The sequence below is a fragment of the Streptomyces sp. NPDC051172 genome, assembly GCF_040682555.1.
Classification (GTDB): domain Bacteria; phylum Actinomycetota; class Actinomycetes; order Streptomycetales; family Streptomycetaceae; genus Streptomyces.
The window spans coordinates 45,975-62,312 of sequence record NZ_JBFBBE010000005.1; the positions used below are offsets into that span (position 1 = coordinate 45,975).

Here is a 16,338-nt window from a genome sequence, read left to right on the forward strand (position 1 = left end):
CTGTAGCCGCCCCAAAAACAAGGACCGAAGATGACCCGCGTGATCGCCGGCGCAGCCGGCGGACGTCGCCTCGCCGTGCCGCCAGGCAATGGCACCCGCCCCACCTCCGACCGCGCACGCGAAGGCCTCTTCTCCACCTGGCAATCCCTCCTGGGCAGCCCCCTGCAAGGTGAACGCGTCCTCGACCTCTACGCCGGCTCGGGCGCCGTGGGCCTGGAAGCCCTCTCCCGGGGCGCAAGCCACACCCTCCTCGTCGAGGCGGACGCCCGAGCGGCCCGCGTCATCCGCGAGAACGTGAAATCACTCGGCCTCCCCGGCGCCGAGGTGAGAGCAGGCAAAGCCGAACAGATCGTCCAGACGCCGGCACCGACACCGCCGTACGACCTCGTCTTCCTCGACCCCCCGTACCGAGTCACAGATCACGATCTTCGCGAGATTCTCCTCACACTCCGCTCGGGGGGCTGGCTCGCGCCGGAGGCGATCGTCACCGTGGAGCGCAGCACCAGAGGCGGCGAATTCAGGTGGCCCGAGGGTTTCGACGCGGTCAAGGCCCGTCGCTACGGCGAGGGAACGTTTTGGTACGGTCGCGCCGCCTCTACGTGCGAAGACGCACGATGACCGGACCGGAGAGCGAGGGATCACTAGTGCGCCGCGCCGTCTGTCCCGGGTCGTTCGACCCGATCACCAACGGACACCTCGACATCATTTCCCGTGCCTCTCGTCTCTACGACGAGGTCTATGTCGCCGTCATGATCAACAAGTCCAAGAAGGGCCTGTTCGAGATCGACGAGCGGATCGACCTGATCCGTCAGGTCACCGCCGAGTACGGCAACGTGATCGTCGAGGCCTTTCACGGTCTCCTCGTCGACTACTGCAAGGAACGGGACATCCCGGCCATCGTCAAGGGCCTCAGGGCGGTCAGCGACTTCGACTACGAGCTGCAGATGGCCCAGATGAACAACGGCCTCTCGGGCGTCGAGACACTCTTCGTGCCGACCAACCCCACCTACAGCTTCCTGTCCTCCTCGCTCGTCAAGGAGGTCGCGACCTGGGGCGGAGACGTCTCCCACCTGGTGCCGCCGATGGTCCTGGAGGCCCTCGACAAACGCCTTCGCAAGGACTGATGGGGCTACAGTCGTCCCGTCCGTCTCCAACACAGCTGTAGAGAGTGGCGAGCACACGGTGGACGTGCAGAAGAAGCTCGACGAGATCGTCGCCGCGGTCTCCGGCGCCCGGTCGATGCCCATGTCGGCCTCGTGCGTGGTCAACCGCGCCGACCTGCTCTCGATGCTCGAAGAGCTGCGCGAGGCGCTGCCCGGCTCCCTCGCCCAGGCCCAGGAGCTGATCGGCGACCGCGAGCAGATGGTCGAGCAGGCCCGTCAGGAGGCCGACCGGATCATCGGGCAGGCGCACGCCGAGCGCGGCTCCCTCATCTCCGACACCGAGGTCGCCCGCCGCTCCCAGGCCGAGGCCGAGCGCATCCTCGCCGAGGCCCGCCAGGAGGCCGAGGAGGTCCGCGCGGAGGCCGACGACTACGTCGACTCCAAGCTCGCCAACTTCGAGGTCGTCCTCACCAAGACCCTCGGCTCCGTCGGCCGCGGCCGCGAGAAGCTCCTCGGCACCGGCCCGGGCGTCGACGAGCAGGGCTACGAGGACGAGGACGCCCCCGAGCGCAGCCACGACCCGGAGACCCTGCGCAAGGACGCCGACGCCTACGTCGACGCCAAGCTCGGCGCCTTCGAGGCGGTCCTCGCCAAGACCCTGGAGGCCGTCGGCCGCGGCCGCCAGAAGCTGCACGGCCGTATCGCCACCGACGACCTCGGCGCCCTCGCCGACGACGCCACGTCCTTCCAGCACTCCAGCGACGCCGACTACCTGGCCGATCTCGCCGCCGTCGCGGAGCCGAAGCCCCCGGCCGAGCAGCCCGCCCAGCAGCAGGACTACGCCCAGCCGCAGCCGGCGTACGGCTATCAGCAGCAGACCGACCCGTACGGCGGCGCGTACCAGCAGCAGGCGTACGGCCAGCAGGACGCCTACGGCTACCAGCAGGCCGATCCGTATGCCTACCAGGGCTACGACACCGGCCAGCAGCCGGTGTACGACCCGAACCAGATGCAGCAGGCGCACCAGCAGTCCCAGGCGCACCAGTCGTACGCCCTCGACGAGACCAGCCTCTTCGACACCGGCATGATCACGCCGGAGCAGCTGAGGGCCTACGAACAGGGGCGAGGCCAGTAAGCAGCCACCGGATTGGGCCGTGAGCGAAAGGTCCAGTATCCTGGCTCTTCGGTCGCGTGCACGTCCGCGATCAGCGCTGCCCAAGGACACCGAGGGGCAGCGTCCCCCTGAGCTGGAAGACCGAAAGCAGGAATGGCTCTGAACGCCCGCCTCGACCACCGCAAGCCTCTCGTGTTCGACACACACGAGCTGGGGCGGCGGCCCGGTGCGCTGCAGCGCCTGACCCGCACGGTCGACGCTCCCAAGGACCTCGGTATCGCGGGAGTCGTCGGAGTGCCGGAAGGCGCTCCGGTGGAGCTCGAACTCCGCCTCGAGTCGGTCATGGAAGGGGTGCTTGTCACAGGCACCGCCCGTGCACAGGCCGAGGGGGAGTGCGTAAGGTGTCTGGAGCCGCTTCAGCTGGACGTCGAAGCGGAATTCCAGGAGATGTTCTCGTACCCTGACGCCGATGACCGGGGCCGCCCCAAGGCGGAGCCGGCCGACGACGCCGAGGAAGACGAGGACAGGCTCTTCATCGAGGACGGCCTGTTCGACCTCGAGCCCGTGCTGCGCGATGCGGTGGTGCTCGCACTGCCGATGCAGCCGGTGTGCCAGGAAGACTGTCCCGGTCTGTGCTCCGAGTGCGGAGCGCGGCTGGCGGACGACCCGGACCACCACCATGACGCCGTCGACATCCGTTGGGCGGCACTGCAGGGACTCGCCGGTTCACTCGGAGACGGCGAGAAGGACGAGATGAGCGGCGCCGAAGCGGGCGTCGACGAGAAGCAGGAGAAGTAGCCGTGGCTGTTCCGAAGCGGAAGATGTCGCGCAGCAACACGCGCCACCGCCGGTCGCAGTGGAAGGCTGCGGTCCCCACCCTGGTTGCGTGCGAGCGCTGCCACGAGCCCAAGCAGCAGCACATCGCGTGCCCGTCTTGCGGCACCTACAACAAGCGCCAGGTTCTCGAGGTCTGAGCGGCTGGTGAGAGGCACCGTGTCCACTGCCAAGAAGGCGGATGACGCCAAGGCGGACCCAACCGCCAGGAAAAAGTCGGACAACACAGCCTCGTCCCACACGCTTCTGGAAGGGCGGCTCGGGTACAAGCTCGAGTCCGCCCTTCTGGTGCGAGCGCTGACCCACCGTTCGTACGCGTACGAGAACGGCGGTCTGCCGACCAACGAACGGCTGGAGTTCCTCGGGGACTCCGTGCTCGGTCTCGTGGTCACGGACACGCTGTACACCACCCACCCCGACCTGCCCGAAGGCCAGCTGGCCAAGCTGCGGGCCGCGGTGGTCAACTCGCGTGCGCTGGCGGAGGTCAGCCGAGGGCTCGACCTGGGCTCCTTCATCCGGCTCGGCCGGGGTGAAGAGGGCACGGGCGGCCGGGACAAGGCGTCCATCCTCGCCGACACCCTTGAAGCGGTGATCGGCGCTGTCTATCTCGACCAGGGTCTCGATGCGGCGAGCGAGCTCGTCCACCGGCTCTTCGACCCGCTGATCGAGAAGTCCTCCAACCTCGGAGCCGGCCTGGACTGGAAGACCAGCCTCCAGGAGCTCACCGCGACCGAGAGCCTCGGCGTGCCCGAGTACCTGGTCACGGAGACCGGCCCCGACCACGAGAAAACCTTCACTGCTGCCGCCCGCGTCGGAGGCGTCTCGTACGGCACCGGCACCGGCCGCAGCAAGAAAGAGGCGGAGCAGCAGGCCGCGGAATCCGCGTGGCGGTCCATCCGGGCCGCGGCGGACGAGCGGGCCAAGGTGGCGGCGGAGAAGGCCGCAGCCGAGAAGGCTGCCCAGGACGGCGAAGGACCGTCGTCCGTCTCCGCCTGACCGACGTCTCACCGGCGGAAGTCTCCTTCTGACGAACAGCGACCCGAGCGTCCGTCCCTCCCCGGGGCGGGCGCTCGGCTCATCCACAGCCCGTACGGGGGTCCCGATGCCCGAGTTGCCCGAGGTCGAGGTCGTCCGGCGCGGTCTGGAGCGGTGGGTCGCCCACCGTGTCGTCGCCGACGCCGAAGTGCTGCACCCGCGTGCCGTACGCCGTCATGTGGCCGGCGCCGACGACTTCGCGCACCGCCTCAAGGGCCACCGCATCGGCGTCCCCAGCCGCCGCGGCAAGTACCTGTGGCTGCCCCTGGAGGACACCCGTCAGTCGGTCCTCGCCCACCTCGGCATGAGCGGCCAGCTGCTGGTCCAGCCGGACGCGGCCCCGGACGAGAAGCACCTCAGGATCCGCGTGAGATTCGCGGACGACTTGAAGACCGAACTCCGCTTCGTCGACCAACGCACCTTCGGCGGCCTGTCGTTGCACGACAACACCCCCGAGGGCCTGCCCGACGTCATCGCGCACATCGCGCGCGACCCCCTCGACCCGCTCTTCGACGACGAGGCCTTCCACCAGGCTCTGCGCCGCAAGCGCAGCACCATCAAACGGGCCCTGCTCGACCAGTCGTTGATCAGCGGAGTCGGCAACATCTATGCGGACGAGGCCCTTTGGCGCGCCCGCATCCACTACGAACGCCCCACCGCGAACTTCACCCGCCCGCGCACCGCCGAACTCCTCGGCCACGCAAGGGATGTGATGAACCAGGCGCTCGCCGTCGGCGGCACCAGCTTCGACAGCCTGTACGTCAACGTCAACGGGGAGTCGGGCTACTTCGACCGGTCGCTGGACGCCTACGGCCGGGAGGGTCTGCCCTGCAAGAGGTGCGCCACGCCGTTGCGGCGGCGCCCCTGGATGAACCGGTCCAGCTACTTCTGCCCGAAGTGTCAGAGGCCGCCGCGCGGGGTGTCGTAACGCTCGCGGGCCGCGAGGACGTCGTCCATGCGGCCCTCCAGCAGATGGACGAGGGCCAGCAGCCGCTCGGCGACCTCGCGGCCGAGCGGGGTGAGTTCGTAGTCCACGCGGGGCGGGTTGGTCGGCTGGGCCTCGCGGTGCACCAGGCCGTCGCGCTCCAGCGCGTGCAGGGTCTGGGAGAGCATCTTCTCGCTCACGCCGTCGACACGGCGACGCAGCTCGTTGAAGCGCAGCGACCCCTCGAACAGGGCGCAGAGCGTCAGGCCGCCCCAGCGGCCCGTGACGTGCTCCAGCGTGCCGCGCGAGGGACAGGCCTTGGCGAACACGTTGTACGGGAGGTCGTCCGCCTCCATGAGCTCCTGCGTGGTGTCCATACCTCAAGCGTACTTGAGCGCAGCGCTAACCGACAGGTTGCACTAACCAGGAGTTAGTGCAATGGGGTTGCTGCTGTCACCTCTAGTAGCCGAAGTCCTGCGTCCACCAGGGGCCACCGGAGCCGAAGTGCACACCGACACCCAGCGTCTTGAAGTCGCAGTTCAGGATGTTGGCGCGGTGACCGGGGCTGTTCATCCAGGCCTCCATCACGGCGGCCGCATCGGCCTGGCCCCGGGCTATGTTCTCGCCGCCCAGGTTGGTTATGCCGAGCTTCGCCGCCCGGTCCCACGGCGAGGCGCCGCTGGGGTCGGTGTGGTCGAAGAAGCCCTCGGCGGCCATGGCGTCGCTGAACTTCTCCGCCAGCTGGGACAGGGTGCTGTTGGCGGAGACCGCGCTGCAGCCGACCTGGGACCGCTGCTCGTTGACCAGCTTGAGCACCTCCGCCTCGGCGGCGGCCGCCGCCGAGACCGTCACCGGAGCGGTGGTCTGCTCGGGCGGCTTGGTCTCCTTCTGCGCCGGCGTCGTCCGGGGCTTCCGGGTGGGCGTGGCCTTCGGCTTCTCCGGCGCCTGGGTCGGCGCGGCCGAGGAGGTCGACGGGCTCGGCGAGGGCGAGGGGGAAGCCGAGCGGTCGGCGTCGCGGCTCGTCGAGGAGCCCTCGGCACGGCCGGAAGCGCTGCCGGACGTGCCGCCCTGCTCGGTCGCCGAGTTGGTCGGCGTGTTCGCGGCCTGCACCTTGTCGGAGCTGCCGCTGCCGCCCAGCTTGTAGTTGTCGAGGCCGGGCATCGCGCCCGTGGCGACCGCGACCGTACCGATGGCGACGGCGGCGGAGACCCCGAGCAGACCGGTGCGCACCGGCGTCACGGCCTTCCTCCGGCGGCGCGACCCCCCGTGCCGAGAGCCCTTGTCGGGCGCGAACCCGTGCTCCGGGAACACCGTCGTGTAGTCGTCCTCGGTGGCGAACAGGTACGCGGCGCTCCTCGCGGAGGCCTCGGTGTGCTCCGTGGAGTGCAGATAGGGGGCGGTGCCCATGGCGGGCCGCTCGTCGCCCGCGCCGGTCTGGGGAGGGTCGTAGCTGTACGAGTACTGCTGGGGGTCGTAGCTGCTCGCGTACGAGCCGTCCCTACCTGCGACCCCCGTGGCGCGGCCCGTGGCGGCGCGGCCGGCGGCGGAGCGTCGGTGGCGTCCCATGTCTTGGCCTTCCTCGTCTTGCGATCAACGTGTCCCATATGATCTTGCGGAGTGATCCAACTCACTCGATCGAGTGAGTTTCATATGAGATTCATTGGGTGGGGACGGTACCGCATGGCGTCAGAGGAGGAAGTGTCCCGAGAGACATTGGCCGGTTAGGTTGCACCCATGAGCGAGGATGTGCGACTGGTCGCCTGGGTGCGGGGACGCGTCCAAGGTGTGGGTTTCCGCTGGTTCACGCGGGCCAAGGCCCTCGAGCTCGGAGGCCTGAGTGGTTTTGCTCTCAATTTGGGCGACGGACGGGTCCAGGTGGTCGCCGAGGGCTCCCGCGAGCGGTGCGAGGGACTCCTCGGCTGGCTCCAGGGCGACGACACGCCCGGCCGCGTCGACGGTGTCACCGAGATCTGGGACACACCGCGCGGAGGATACGACGGCTTCGCCATCCGCTGAGCCGATTCTGTAAAGCGGCCCCGGTGACAGTGGACGGACATGCTGCCGGCAGCTGCCCGGAGCAGAAATTGCCTGGTGATTGCCAAGAAGCGCTTGTCGTGGCAGGCTGCCCACCCAAGAATGATCGCCACGCCCTGAGGGCCCCGCAGGAGTCGCAGCGCCGCCGTCTTCAGGCCGCGCGCCCCCGGGTTGCCCGCCAATACAGGGCGTGATCGTGTTGACCGTCAAACTTTTTGGTGAGACGCTGAAAGCACCCCGCGCACCTTAGCTGTTTGGCATGGATGAACGGCAGCATGAACTCAAGAGTGTCAAGCACCGCGGGTGCGATTCCCTCACGACCCACACCGCTTCGGTCGGTCACTCAGTGTGGAGGACCATCCATCATGGCAAAGGCGCTTCTCGGTTACGTCGGCGGCTCCGACCCTCGACTCCTCGCCGAGATGCGACGGCTCCAGCAGCGCGTCCAGGACCTGGAATCCGAGCTCGTACGGATCCAGGCCGAGAACGACGCGCTCGCGGCTGCCGCTTCTCACGACAGGATCATGGAGAGCATCGACGCACACCAGGCGGAGCCTGCGCTCACCTGATCACTGCATCGCACCACGACAGCAGTGGTTGGGCCGCCCGTATCAACCGCTAAGTTGTCAGAGTTCAGAGTTTGCAAGGGACGCTTCGGCGTCCCTTCTTTCTTTCCCCCGCACATCCTTTCACTCTCTTTAACGTTTGGTGTGCCCTGCACGTTCAAGGGTGAAACCGCGGGGTTGCCGGGCTTCATCGTGTGGGATACCGGCGGAAGGTAGAGTCCAGCGGCGTGCACCTCAAGGCCCTGACCCTCCGCGGGTTCAAGTCGTTCGCCTCGGCGACCACGCTCCGGTTCGAGCCGGGCATCACGTGTGTCGTGGGACCGAACGGCTCGGGCAAGTCCAACGTCGTGGACGCGTTGAGCTGGGTGATGGGCGAGCAGGGTGCCAAGTCGCTGCGCGGCGGCAAGATGGAGGACGTCATCTTCGCCGGCACCACCGGCCGCCCGCCGCTCGGCCGCGCCGAGGTGTCCCTCACCATCGACAACTCCGACGGGGCCCTGCCCATCGAGTACGCCGAGGTCACCATCACGCGGATCATGTTCCGCAACGGCGGCAGCGAGTACCAGATCAACGGTGACACCTGCCGTCTCCTCGACATCCAGGACCTCCTCTCCGACTCCGGCATCGGCCGCGAGATGCACGTCATCGTCGGCCAGGGCCAGCTGGACTCGGTCCTGCACGCGGATCCGATGGGCCGCAGGGCCTTCATCGAAGAGGCCGCGGGCGTGCTGAAGCACCGCAAGCGCAAGGAGAAGGCCCTCCGCAAGCTCGACGCGATGCAGGCCAACCTCGCGCGCGTGCAGGACCTGACGGACGAACTGCGCAGACAGCTCAAGCCCCTGGGCCGGCAGGCGGCGGTGGCCCGACGGGCGGCCGTGATCCAGGCGGATCTGCGGGATGCGCGCCTGAGGCTGTTGGCCGACGATCTCGTACGGCTGCGGGAGGCGCTGAAGGCCGAGGTCGCGGACGAGGCCGCGCTCAAGGAGCGCAAGGAAGCCGCCGAGCAGGAGCTGAAGAAGGCACTGCAGCGCGAGGCGCTCCTGGAGGACGAGGTACGGCAGCTCGCTCCCCGGCTCCAGCGGGCCCAGCAGACCTGGTACGAGCTGTCGCAGCTGGCCGAGCGGGTGCGCGGCACGATCTCGCTGGCCGACGCACGGGTGAAGAGCGCGACGTCGGCGCCGCCGGAGGAGCGGCGCGGCCGCGACCCCGAGGACATGGAGCGTGAGGCCGCCCGTATCCGTGAGCAGGAGGCCGAGCTCGAGGCGGCCCTGGAGGCGGCCGAGCGGGCTCTGGAGGACACGGTCGCGCACCGGGCCGAGCTGGAGCGTGAACTCACGCAGGAAGAACGGCGCCTGAAGGACGTCGCCCGTGCCATCGCCGATCGCCGCGAGGGCCTCGCCCGGCTGAACGGCCAGGTGGGCGCGGCCCGTTCGCGCGCCGCCTCCGCCCAGGCGGAGATCGACCGCCTGGCCGCGGCCCGGGACGAGGCACAGGAGCGGGCCGTTGCGGCCCAGGAGGAGTACGAGGCGCTCAAGGCCGAGGTCGACGGCCTCGACGCGGGCGACGCGGAACTGGGCGAGCAGCACACGGCGGCGAAACAGCAGCTGGCGCAGGCGGAGGCAGCCCTGACCGCCGCCCGCGATGCGGCCACCGCGGCGGAGCGGAAACGAGCGGCGACCCAGGCACGGCATGAAGCCCTGGCGATGGGGTTGCGGCGCAAGGACGGCACCGGTGCGCTCCTGGGCGCGAAAGAGCGCCTCTCCGGGCTGCTCGGTCCGGCGGCCGAGCTGCTGACGATCACTCCTGGCTACGAAGTCCCCTTGGCGGCCGCTTTCGGAGCCGCGGCGGATGCCCTCGCGGTCACCTCCCCGTCGGCCGCGGCAGAAGCCATCCGCTTGCTGCGCAAACAGGACGGCGGCAGAGCGTCACTTCTGCTGGCGGGGGCGCCGGAAGCGCCCCAAAGGGACGCGGCGCAGTATCAATATGCGGCTCCGCCGCGGGGCGCGACCAGCCACGACGAACCCGCAGACGCCCAACGACCTCATGAGGCACTCTCCGCCGCTGACCTTGTCCGTGCCCCCTCCGACCTCATGCCCGCCGTCCGCCGCCTCCTCCACGGAGTGGTCGTCGTCGGCACGCTCGAAGACGCGGAAGAACTCGTCTACAGACGACCGGACCTCACCGCCGTAACGGCAGAAGGCGACCTGCTGGGGGCGCACTTCGCGCACGGCGGTTCCGCCGGCGCACCCAGCCTGCTGGAGGTGCAGGCGTCCGTCGACGAGGCCGCCGCCGAGCTGGAGGAGCTCGCCGTGCGCTGCGAGGAACTCACCGCGGCACAGCACGCGGCGGGGGAGCGGCGCAAGGAGTGTGCCGCGGCGGTCGAGGAGCTGGGGGAGCGGCGCCGCGCCGCCGACCGGGAGAAGTCGGCCGTGGCCCAGCAGCTCGGACGGCTCGCCGGACAGGCACGCGGCGCGGCGGGCGAAGCGGAGCGCACCGTCGCCGCTGCCGCGCGGGCGCAGGACGCGCTGGACAAGGCTCTCGAAGAGGTCGAGGTCCTCGCCGAACGCCTCGCGGTCGCCGAGGAGATGCCCGTCGAGGAGGAGCCGGACACCTCGGTACGGGACCGTCTCGCCGCCGACGGCGCCAACGCCCGCCAGACCGAGATGGAGGCCCGGCTCCAGGTCCGTACGCACGAAGAGCGCGTCAAAGGACTCGCCGGCCGCGCCGACTCCCTCGACCGCGCCGCCCGAGCGGAGCGTGACGCACGCGCGCGTGCCGAGCAGCGCCGGGCGCGCCTCAGGCACGAGGCGGCCGTCGCGGAAGCCGTCGCCTCCGGTGCACGCCAGCTGCTCGCGCACGTCGAGGTCTCCCTCGCCCGCGCCGAGGAGGAACGCACCGCGGCCGACGCCGCCAAGGCACGGCGCGAACAGGAGCTGGCCGCCGCACGTAACACTGGCCGCGACCTCAAGGGCGAGCTGGACAAGCTGACCGACTCCGTGCACCGCGGCGAGGTGCTCGGTGCCGAGAAGCGCATGCGGATCGAACAGCTGGAGACCAAGGCGCTGGAGGAGCTGGGCGTGGAGCCGGCCGGGCTCGTGTCCGAGTACGGGCCCCACCAGCTCGTACCGCCCTCCCCGCCAGCCGAGGGCGAGGAGCTGCCGGAGGATCCCGAGCACCCGCGCAACCAGCCCAGGACCTTCCACCGCGCCGAGCAGGAGAAGCGGCTCAAGGCCGCCGAGCGGGCCTACCAGCAGCTCGGCAAGGTCAATCCGCTCGCCCTGGAGGAGTTCGCCGCGCTGGAGGAACGCCACAAGTTCCTCAGCGAGCAGCTGGAAGACCTGAAGAAGACCCGCGCCGACCTGCTCCAGGTCGTCAAGGAGGTCGACGAACGGGTCGAGCAGGTCTTCACCGAGGCCTACCGGGACACGGCCCGTGAGTTCGAGGGTGTCTTCAGCCGGCTGTTCCCGGGCGGTGAGGGGCGGCTGATCCTGACCGACCCCGACAACATGCTCACCACGGGTGTCGACGTCGAGGCCCGGCCGCCGGGCAAGAAGGTCAAGCGGCTCTCGCTGCTCTCCGGCGGTGAGCGGTCGCTCACGGCCGTCGCGCTGCTGGTGTCCATCTTCAAGGCCCGGCCGAGCCCGTTCTACGTCATGGACGAGGTCGAGGCCGCGCTCGACGACACCAACCTGCAGCGGCTGATCCGCATCATGCAGGAGCTGCAGGAAGCCTCGCAGCTGATCGTGATCACCCACCAGAAGCGGACCATGGAGGTCGCCGACGCGCTGTACGGCGTGTCCATGCAGGGCGACGGTGTGTCGAAGGTCATCAGCCAGCGGCTGCGCTGACCTCAGTCAGCGGCAGCGGCTGAGCAATCTCTTCAAGACTTGAACACATTCCCGTCACGAGTGCACTAAAAAGTCACAGGCGTGACCCCTTGACTTCGAAACTTGAAGGCATAGTCTCGGCAACGTTGTTTTTACCTTCAGGTATTACCTACCGGGAAGGGTCCCCCACCCGGCAGCGCTGCCGGTGGCCCGAGGAGTTGAACGTGACCAGCACAGTGCAGGCACAGAAGTCAGGAGCCAGAACGGCTCGTCCCGAGCACCTGGGGCGGGTCACCTTCATCGCGGCGGCGGCCGCGATGGGCGGTTTCCTGTTCGGCTACGACAGCTCCGTGATCAACGGCGCCGTCGAGGCGATCCGGGACCGCTACGGCATCGGCTCCGCGGCCCTGGCCCAGGTCATCGCGATCGCCCTGATCGGCTGCGCCATCGGCGCCGCGACCGCCGGCCGCATCGCCGACCGGATCGGCCGCATCCGGGTCATGCAGATCGCCGCCGTGCTGTTCACCGTCAGCGCCGTCGGCTCGGCGCTGCCCTTCGCGCTGTGGGACTTCGCCCTCTGGCGCGTCGTCGGAGGCTTCGCCATCGGCATGGCCTCCGTGATCGGCCCCGCCTATATCGCCGAGGTCGCCCCGCCCGCGTACCGCGGCCGTCTCGGCTCCTTCCAGCAGGCCGCGATCGTCATCGGCATCGCGATCTCGCAGCTGGTCAACTGGGGTCTGCTGAACGCCGCCGACGGCGACCAGCGCGGCAAGCTGATGGGCCTGGAGGCCTGGCAGGTCATGCTCGGCGTCATGGTGATCCCGGCCGTCCTCTACGGCCTGCTCTCCTTCGCCATCCCCGAGTCGCCCCGCTTCCTCATCTCCGTCGGCAGGCGTGAGCGCGCCCGTGAGATCCTCGCCGAGGTCGAGGGTGAGCACGGCAACCTGGACGCCCGCGTGAACGAGATCGAGCACGCGATGAAGAGCGAGCACAAGTCCGCCTTCAAGGACCTGCTCGGCGGTGGCTTCTTCTTCAAGCCGGTCGTCTGGATCGGTATCGGCCTCTCGGTCTTCCAGCAGTTCGTCGGCATCAACGTCGCGTTCTACTACTCCTCGACCCTGTGGCAGTCGGTGGGCGTCGACCCGACGGACTCGTTCTTCTACTCCTTCACGACGTCGATCATCAACATCGTCGGCACCGTGATCGCCATGATCTTCGTGGACCGGATCGGCCGTAGGCCGCTGGCCCTGATCGGCTCGATCGGCATGGTCGTCGGTCTCGCGCTGGAGGCCTGGGCCTTCTCGTACCACCTGGTCGACGGCAAGCTGCCGGCCGCGCAGGGCTGGACCGCCCTGATCGCCGCGCACATCTTCGTGCTCTTCTTCGCCCTGTCCTGGGGTGTGGTCGTCTGGGTCATGCTCGGCGAGATGTTCCCGAACAAGATCCGCGCCGCCGCCCTGGGTGTCGCCGCCTCCGCGCAGTGGATCGCCAACTGGGCCATCACGGCGAGCTTCCCGTCGCTGTCCGACTGGAACCTCTCCGCGACCTATGTGATCTACACGGTCTTCGCGGCGCTCTCCGTCCCGTTCGTCCTGAAGTTCGTGAAGGAGACGAAGGGCAAGGCGCTGGAGGAGATGGGCTGAGCCTCCTGACAGGCCCCTGAACTCGAGGAGCCGGGCCAAGTCCCCGCTGCCCGCTCCTCGACACCCGTAGGACGTACTGCCCCGGCTCATCCACCGAGCCGGGGCAGTACGTCTTCGCACAGCAGCCGCAGACTCCGCCACCCCTCGTCCACCGGCATCCCGCCGGCCAGCGGATGCAGCACGAGGCTGTCCAGCCCCTGTTCCACGCACCGGTCCGGCGTCAGGATCCGGTAGACACCCTCCGCGCGCAGTTCGTCCACGCTCGTGGCCGCCGACCTCACCGCCGAGCGGATGTCGCCGGACTGCCAGGAGGCGTAGGTCCGCGCCTCGTGCAGGAAGTGCTCGCCGTACTCGGCCCACGCCCGGTCGGGATCCTCGGCGAGGTGCAGCAGCGGGGTCTCGGCGGCGGGCATCATGGTCCAGCCCTCGGTGCCGTACTCGACGAGCCGCTCCTTGTAGTACGCCTCCAGCTCCGGCAGATGCGCGCTGGGGAAGAAGGGGAGACCGAGGCGCGCCGCGCGGCGGGCGGCAGCCCTGGACGAGCCGCCGACCAGCAGCAGGGGGTGCGGCTCGGTGAAGGGGCGCGGGGTGACCCGTACCGTACGGCCCCGGTACTCGAACTCCTCCCCGGTCCAGGCCTTGAGCACCGTCTCCAGCAGCTCGTCCTGCAGCCTGCCGCGCCGCTTCCAGTCCACGTCGAACTGGGCGTACTCCTCGGGCCGGTACCCGATCCCGGCGACGGTCACCAGCCGGCCGCCGCTCAGCAGATCCAGTACGGCGATGTCCTCGGCCAGCCGCAGCGGGTCGTGCAGCGGGCCGATCACCGCCGAGACGGTGACCGCGATGCGCCGGGTGGCACCGAAGACCGCGCCCGCGAAGGCGAACGGCGACGGCAGCCAGTTGTTGTCGACACCGTGGTGCTCCTCCGTCTGGACGGTGGTGATCCCGTGCTCGTCGGCGTACGCGGCCATCTCCAGGGCGGCCCGGTAGCGGGCGGCGAGCGAGGCGGGGGTGGCACCGGGTTCGACGAGGTTGAAACGTACGACGGAGACGGGCATGGGGGTCCCCCTTCACCGGGCGGCTGGTGCGGGGGCACGTTAGCTGACGGTGTGTCAGACATCCAGAGCGGTGTCGCAGGACTCCATGACTGATACTGGACGGGTTATGGAAACCGTCATCCTTGCTGTAGTCATCGCCGTGGTCGTGCTCGGCGCGCTCGGCGGGCTCGTCATCGGCAGCCGACGGAAGAAGTCGCTGCCCCCGCCGCCGCCCGCCGCGCCCGACATCACCGCCCCACCGGCCGAGCCGCACGTCGGCGACGAGGCCGAGACCCCCCGCGACGAACCGCGCCGGACGATAGAGGAGGTGGATCTTCCGGACGGCTCGGCACCGGTCGCCGTCGAGGAGCCGCCCGTCCTCGAAATCCCCGAGATCGAGGTCCCCGAGCCGACGGCCGGACGGCTGGTCCGGCTGCGCGCCCGCCTCTCCCGCTCCCAGAACGCGCTCGGCAAGGGGCTGCTCGCGCTCCTGTCGCGCGAGCACCTCGACGACGAGACCTGGGAGGAGATCGAGGACACGCTGCTCACCGCCGATGTCGGCGTGGCCCCCACCCAGGAGCTGGTCGAGGGCCTGCGCGCGCGGGTGCAGGTGCTCGGCACCCGCACCCCCGCCGAGCTGCGCGGCCTGCTGCGCGAGGAGCTCCTCAAGCTGGTCGGCACCGACTTCGACCGTACGGTCAAGACCGAGCCCGAGACCAGCAAGCCCGGCATCGTCATGGTCGTCGGTGTCAACGGCACCGGCAAGACCACCACCACCGGCAAGCTCGCCCGCGTCCTGGTCGCCGACGGCCGCAGTGTCGTCCTCGGCGCCGCCGACACCTTCCGTGCCGCCGCCGCGGACCAGTTGCAGACCTGGGGCGAGCGGGTCGGCGCCCATACCGTGCGCGGGCCGGAGGGCGGCGACCCCGCCTCCGTCGCCTTCGACGCGGTGAAGGAGGGCAAGCAGCTGGGCTCCGACGTCGTCCTCATCGACACCGCCGGGCGCCTGCACACCAAGACCGGGCTCATGGACGAGCTCGGCAAGGTCAAGCGCGTCGTCGAGAAGCACGCCCCGCTGGACGAGATCCTGCTCGTCCTCGACGCGACGACCGGGCAGAACGGCCTGGTGCAGGCCCGAGTGTTCGCCGAGGTCGTCGACGTCACCGGCATCGTGCTCACCAAGCTCGACGGTACGGCGAAGGGCGGCATCGTGATCGCGGTCCAGCGAGAGCTGGGCGTGCCGGTCAAGCTGGTGGGTCTCGGCGAGGGCGCCGACGATCTGGCGCCGTTCGAGCCGGAGGCGTTCGTTGACGCCCTTATCGGGGAGTGACCCCACCTACCAACATTGGCATGTGCTCAAAGAAGCGCCCGTTTCCCAAGGTGCAGTTGGGAAGCGGGCGCTTCGCTCTGTACGTCTGGGGGCGCTCCGGGGCCTACGCCCGCGACCGATGCGCCGCATAAGCCAGCGTCCCCAGCAGCAGCCGTGCCGCCGGCGGTTTCGTGGCCGAGTCCAGGGCGGGCCGCCGCAGCCAGCGCACCGGGCCCAGGCCGCCCCGGTCGGAAGGCGGGGCCGTGATGTAGGAGCCGGGGCCCAGGCCGCGCAGGTCGAGCGAGGTCGGGTCGTCCCAGCCCATGCGGTAGAGCAGCTCGGGGAGTTCGGCGGCGGCTCCGGGGGCGACGAAGAACTGGGCGCGGCCCTCGGGGGTCGCGGTGACCGGGCCGACCGGGAGGCCCATGCGCTCCAGGCGGACCAGGGCGCGGTGGCCTGCGGGCTCGGCCACTTCGATGACGTCGAACGCCCGGCCGACCGCGAGCATGACCGACGCTCCGGGGAACTCTCCCCACGCCTTGGTCACTTCGTCGAGCGTGGCGCCGGCCTGGACCTGGGGCGCGAACTCCAGGGGATGCGCCCCCGGTGCGCTGCAGTCCGCCCGGCCGCAGGAACAGTCGCCTCCCGCGGCCCGGGCCCCCGGGACCACGTCCCAGCCCCAGAGCCCGGTGAACTCGGCCACGGCGGTGCACTCCGAGGAGCGGCCGCGCCGACGCGAGCCGGAGCGGATCTCCCGGATACCGCCGATCGTGAAGCCCATGCCCCCTCCAACGGGTCCGACGCGTCGGTGGTTACGACGCGGATGCGGAACGTGACCCTGTGTTCCGGGATGAGTCGGCCCCGCGTGGTCCGGGCGGCGCTCGAAGTGCCCCGGGTGGTGAACTCGGCGG

General features: G+C 69.8%; 15 protein-coding genes and 1 pseudogene. 12 read left to right on the forward strand and 4 right to left on the reverse strand.

The genetic code is table 11. From position 1 onward, the window contains the following. Nucleotides 1-27: 27 nt before the first annotated feature. The 7 genes and pseudogenes from rsmD to mutM all read left to right on the forward strand — a co-directional run. Nucleotides 28-618: pseudogene (gene rsmD, locus AB0N07_RS04260) on the forward strand (16S rRNA (guanine(966)-N(2))-methyltransferase RsmD); the annotation flags it as partial. A 26-nt stretch (nucleotides 619-644) separates the two neighbouring features. Then, nucleotides 645-1,124, forward strand: a complete 480-nt coding sequence (gene coaD / locus AB0N07_RS04265; RefSeq protein ID WP_365831899.1) for a pantetheine-phosphate adenylyltransferase — start codon at nucleotides 645-647, stop codon at nucleotides 1,122-1,124. Nucleotides 1,125-1,182: 58 nt separating this feature from the next. After that, complete coding sequence (locus AB0N07_RS04270) at nucleotides 1,183-2,238, forward strand: ATP synthase F0 subunit B (protein WP_365831901.1); 1,056 nt, start codon at nucleotides 1,183-1,185, stop codon at nucleotides 2,236-2,238. Nucleotides 2,239-2,370: 132 nt separating this feature from the next. Next, nucleotides 2,371-3,015, forward strand: a complete 645-nt coding sequence (locus AB0N07_RS04275; RefSeq protein WP_344404864.1) for a YceD family protein — start codon at nucleotides 2,371-2,373, stop codon at nucleotides 3,013-3,015. Between the two features lie 2 nt (nucleotides 3,016-3,017). Beyond that, complete coding sequence (gene rpmF / locus AB0N07_RS04280) at nucleotides 3,018-3,191, forward strand: 50S ribosomal protein L32 (RefSeq protein ID WP_003951102.1); 174 nt, start codon at nucleotides 3,018-3,020, stop codon at nucleotides 3,189-3,191. A 7-nt stretch (nucleotides 3,192-3,198) separates the two neighbouring features. Next, complete coding sequence (gene rnc, locus AB0N07_RS04285; protein WP_365831903.1) at nucleotides 3,199-4,047, forward strand: ribonuclease III; 849 nt, start codon at nucleotides 3,199-3,201, stop codon at nucleotides 4,045-4,047. A gap of 106 nt (nucleotides 4,048-4,153) precedes the next feature. Continuing rightward, nucleotides 4,154-5,014, forward strand: coding sequence for a bifunctional DNA-formamidopyrimidine glycosylase/DNA-(apurinic or apyrimidinic site) lyase (mutM, locus tag AB0N07_RS04290; protein WP_365831905.1), 861 nt, complete (start codon nucleotides 4,154-4,156; stop codon nucleotides 5,012-5,014). On the opposite strand, the gene AB0N07_RS04295 is transcribed toward mutM, so the two are convergent. Together AB0N07_RS04295 and AB0N07_RS04300 are read right to left on the reverse strand one after the other, a co-directional pair. Beyond that, complete coding sequence (locus tag AB0N07_RS04295) at nucleotides 4,987-5,388, reverse strand: helix-turn-helix domain-containing protein (protein ID WP_365831907.1); 402 nt, start codon at nucleotides 5,386-5,388, stop codon at nucleotides 4,987-4,989. The two genes, mutM and AB0N07_RS04295, sit on opposite strands and share 28 nt — an antisense overlap. A gap of 82 nt (nucleotides 5,389-5,470) precedes the next feature. Further along, complete coding sequence (locus AB0N07_RS04300; protein WP_365831909.1) at nucleotides 5,471-6,577, reverse strand: CAP domain-containing protein; 1,107 nt, start codon at nucleotides 6,575-6,577, stop codon at nucleotides 5,471-5,473. A 168-nt stretch (nucleotides 6,578-6,745) separates the two neighbouring features. Here AB0N07_RS04300 and AB0N07_RS04305 point away from each other — a divergent pair, with 168 nt between their 5' ends. The 4 genes from AB0N07_RS04305 to AB0N07_RS04320 all read left to right on the forward strand — a co-directional run bounded on the left by AB0N07_RS04305 (nucleotide 6,746) and on the right by AB0N07_RS04320 (nucleotide 13,081). Further along, nucleotides 6,746-7,027: an acylphosphatase gene (locus AB0N07_RS04305; protein WP_266960861.1), complete on the forward strand. Its 282-nt coding sequence runs from the start codon at nucleotides 6,746-6,748 to the stop codon at nucleotides 7,025-7,027. 383 nt (nucleotides 7,028-7,410) lie between these two features. Next, complete coding sequence (locus tag AB0N07_RS04310) at nucleotides 7,411-7,614, forward strand: hypothetical protein (protein ID WP_016432419.1); 204 nt, start codon at nucleotides 7,411-7,413, stop codon at nucleotides 7,612-7,614. A gap of 224 nt (nucleotides 7,615-7,838) precedes the next feature. After that, nucleotides 7,839-11,459, forward strand: a complete 3,621-nt coding sequence (gene smc, locus AB0N07_RS04315) for a chromosome segregation protein SMC (protein ID WP_365831912.1) — start codon at nucleotides 7,839-7,841, stop codon at nucleotides 11,457-11,459. Between the two features lie 203 nt (nucleotides 11,460-11,662). Then, nucleotides 11,663-13,081, forward strand: a complete 1,419-nt coding sequence (locus tag AB0N07_RS04320) for a sugar porter family MFS transporter (protein WP_365831914.1) — start codon at nucleotides 11,663-11,665, stop codon at nucleotides 13,079-13,081. Nucleotides 13,082-13,167: 86 nt separating this feature from the next. Here AB0N07_RS04320 and AB0N07_RS04325 read toward each other — a convergent pair whose 3' ends face one another. Further along, nucleotides 13,168-14,139 (reverse strand): LLM class flavin-dependent oxidoreductase, encoded by a 972-nt coding sequence (locus AB0N07_RS04325; protein ID WP_365831916.1) that lies wholly within the window; start codon nucleotides 14,137-14,139, stop codon nucleotides 13,168-13,170. 106 nt (nucleotides 14,140-14,245) lie between these two features. Here AB0N07_RS04325 and ftsY point away from each other — a divergent pair, with 106 nt between their 5' ends. Beyond that, on the forward strand, nucleotides 14,246-15,448 hold the full coding sequence (gene ftsY / locus AB0N07_RS04330; RefSeq protein ID WP_365831918.1) for a signal recognition particle-docking protein FtsY: 1,203 nt from the start codon (nucleotides 14,246-14,248) through the stop codon (nucleotides 15,446-15,448). Between the two features lie 103 nt (nucleotides 15,449-15,551). Here ftsY and AB0N07_RS04335 read toward each other — a convergent pair whose 3' ends face one another. Next, entirely contained in the window at nucleotides 15,552-16,208 is a 657-nt protein-coding gene (locus AB0N07_RS04335) for a bifunctional DNA primase/polymerase (RefSeq protein WP_365831920.1), read from the reverse strand. Between the last annotated feature and the right edge of the window lie 130 nt (nucleotides 16,209-16,338).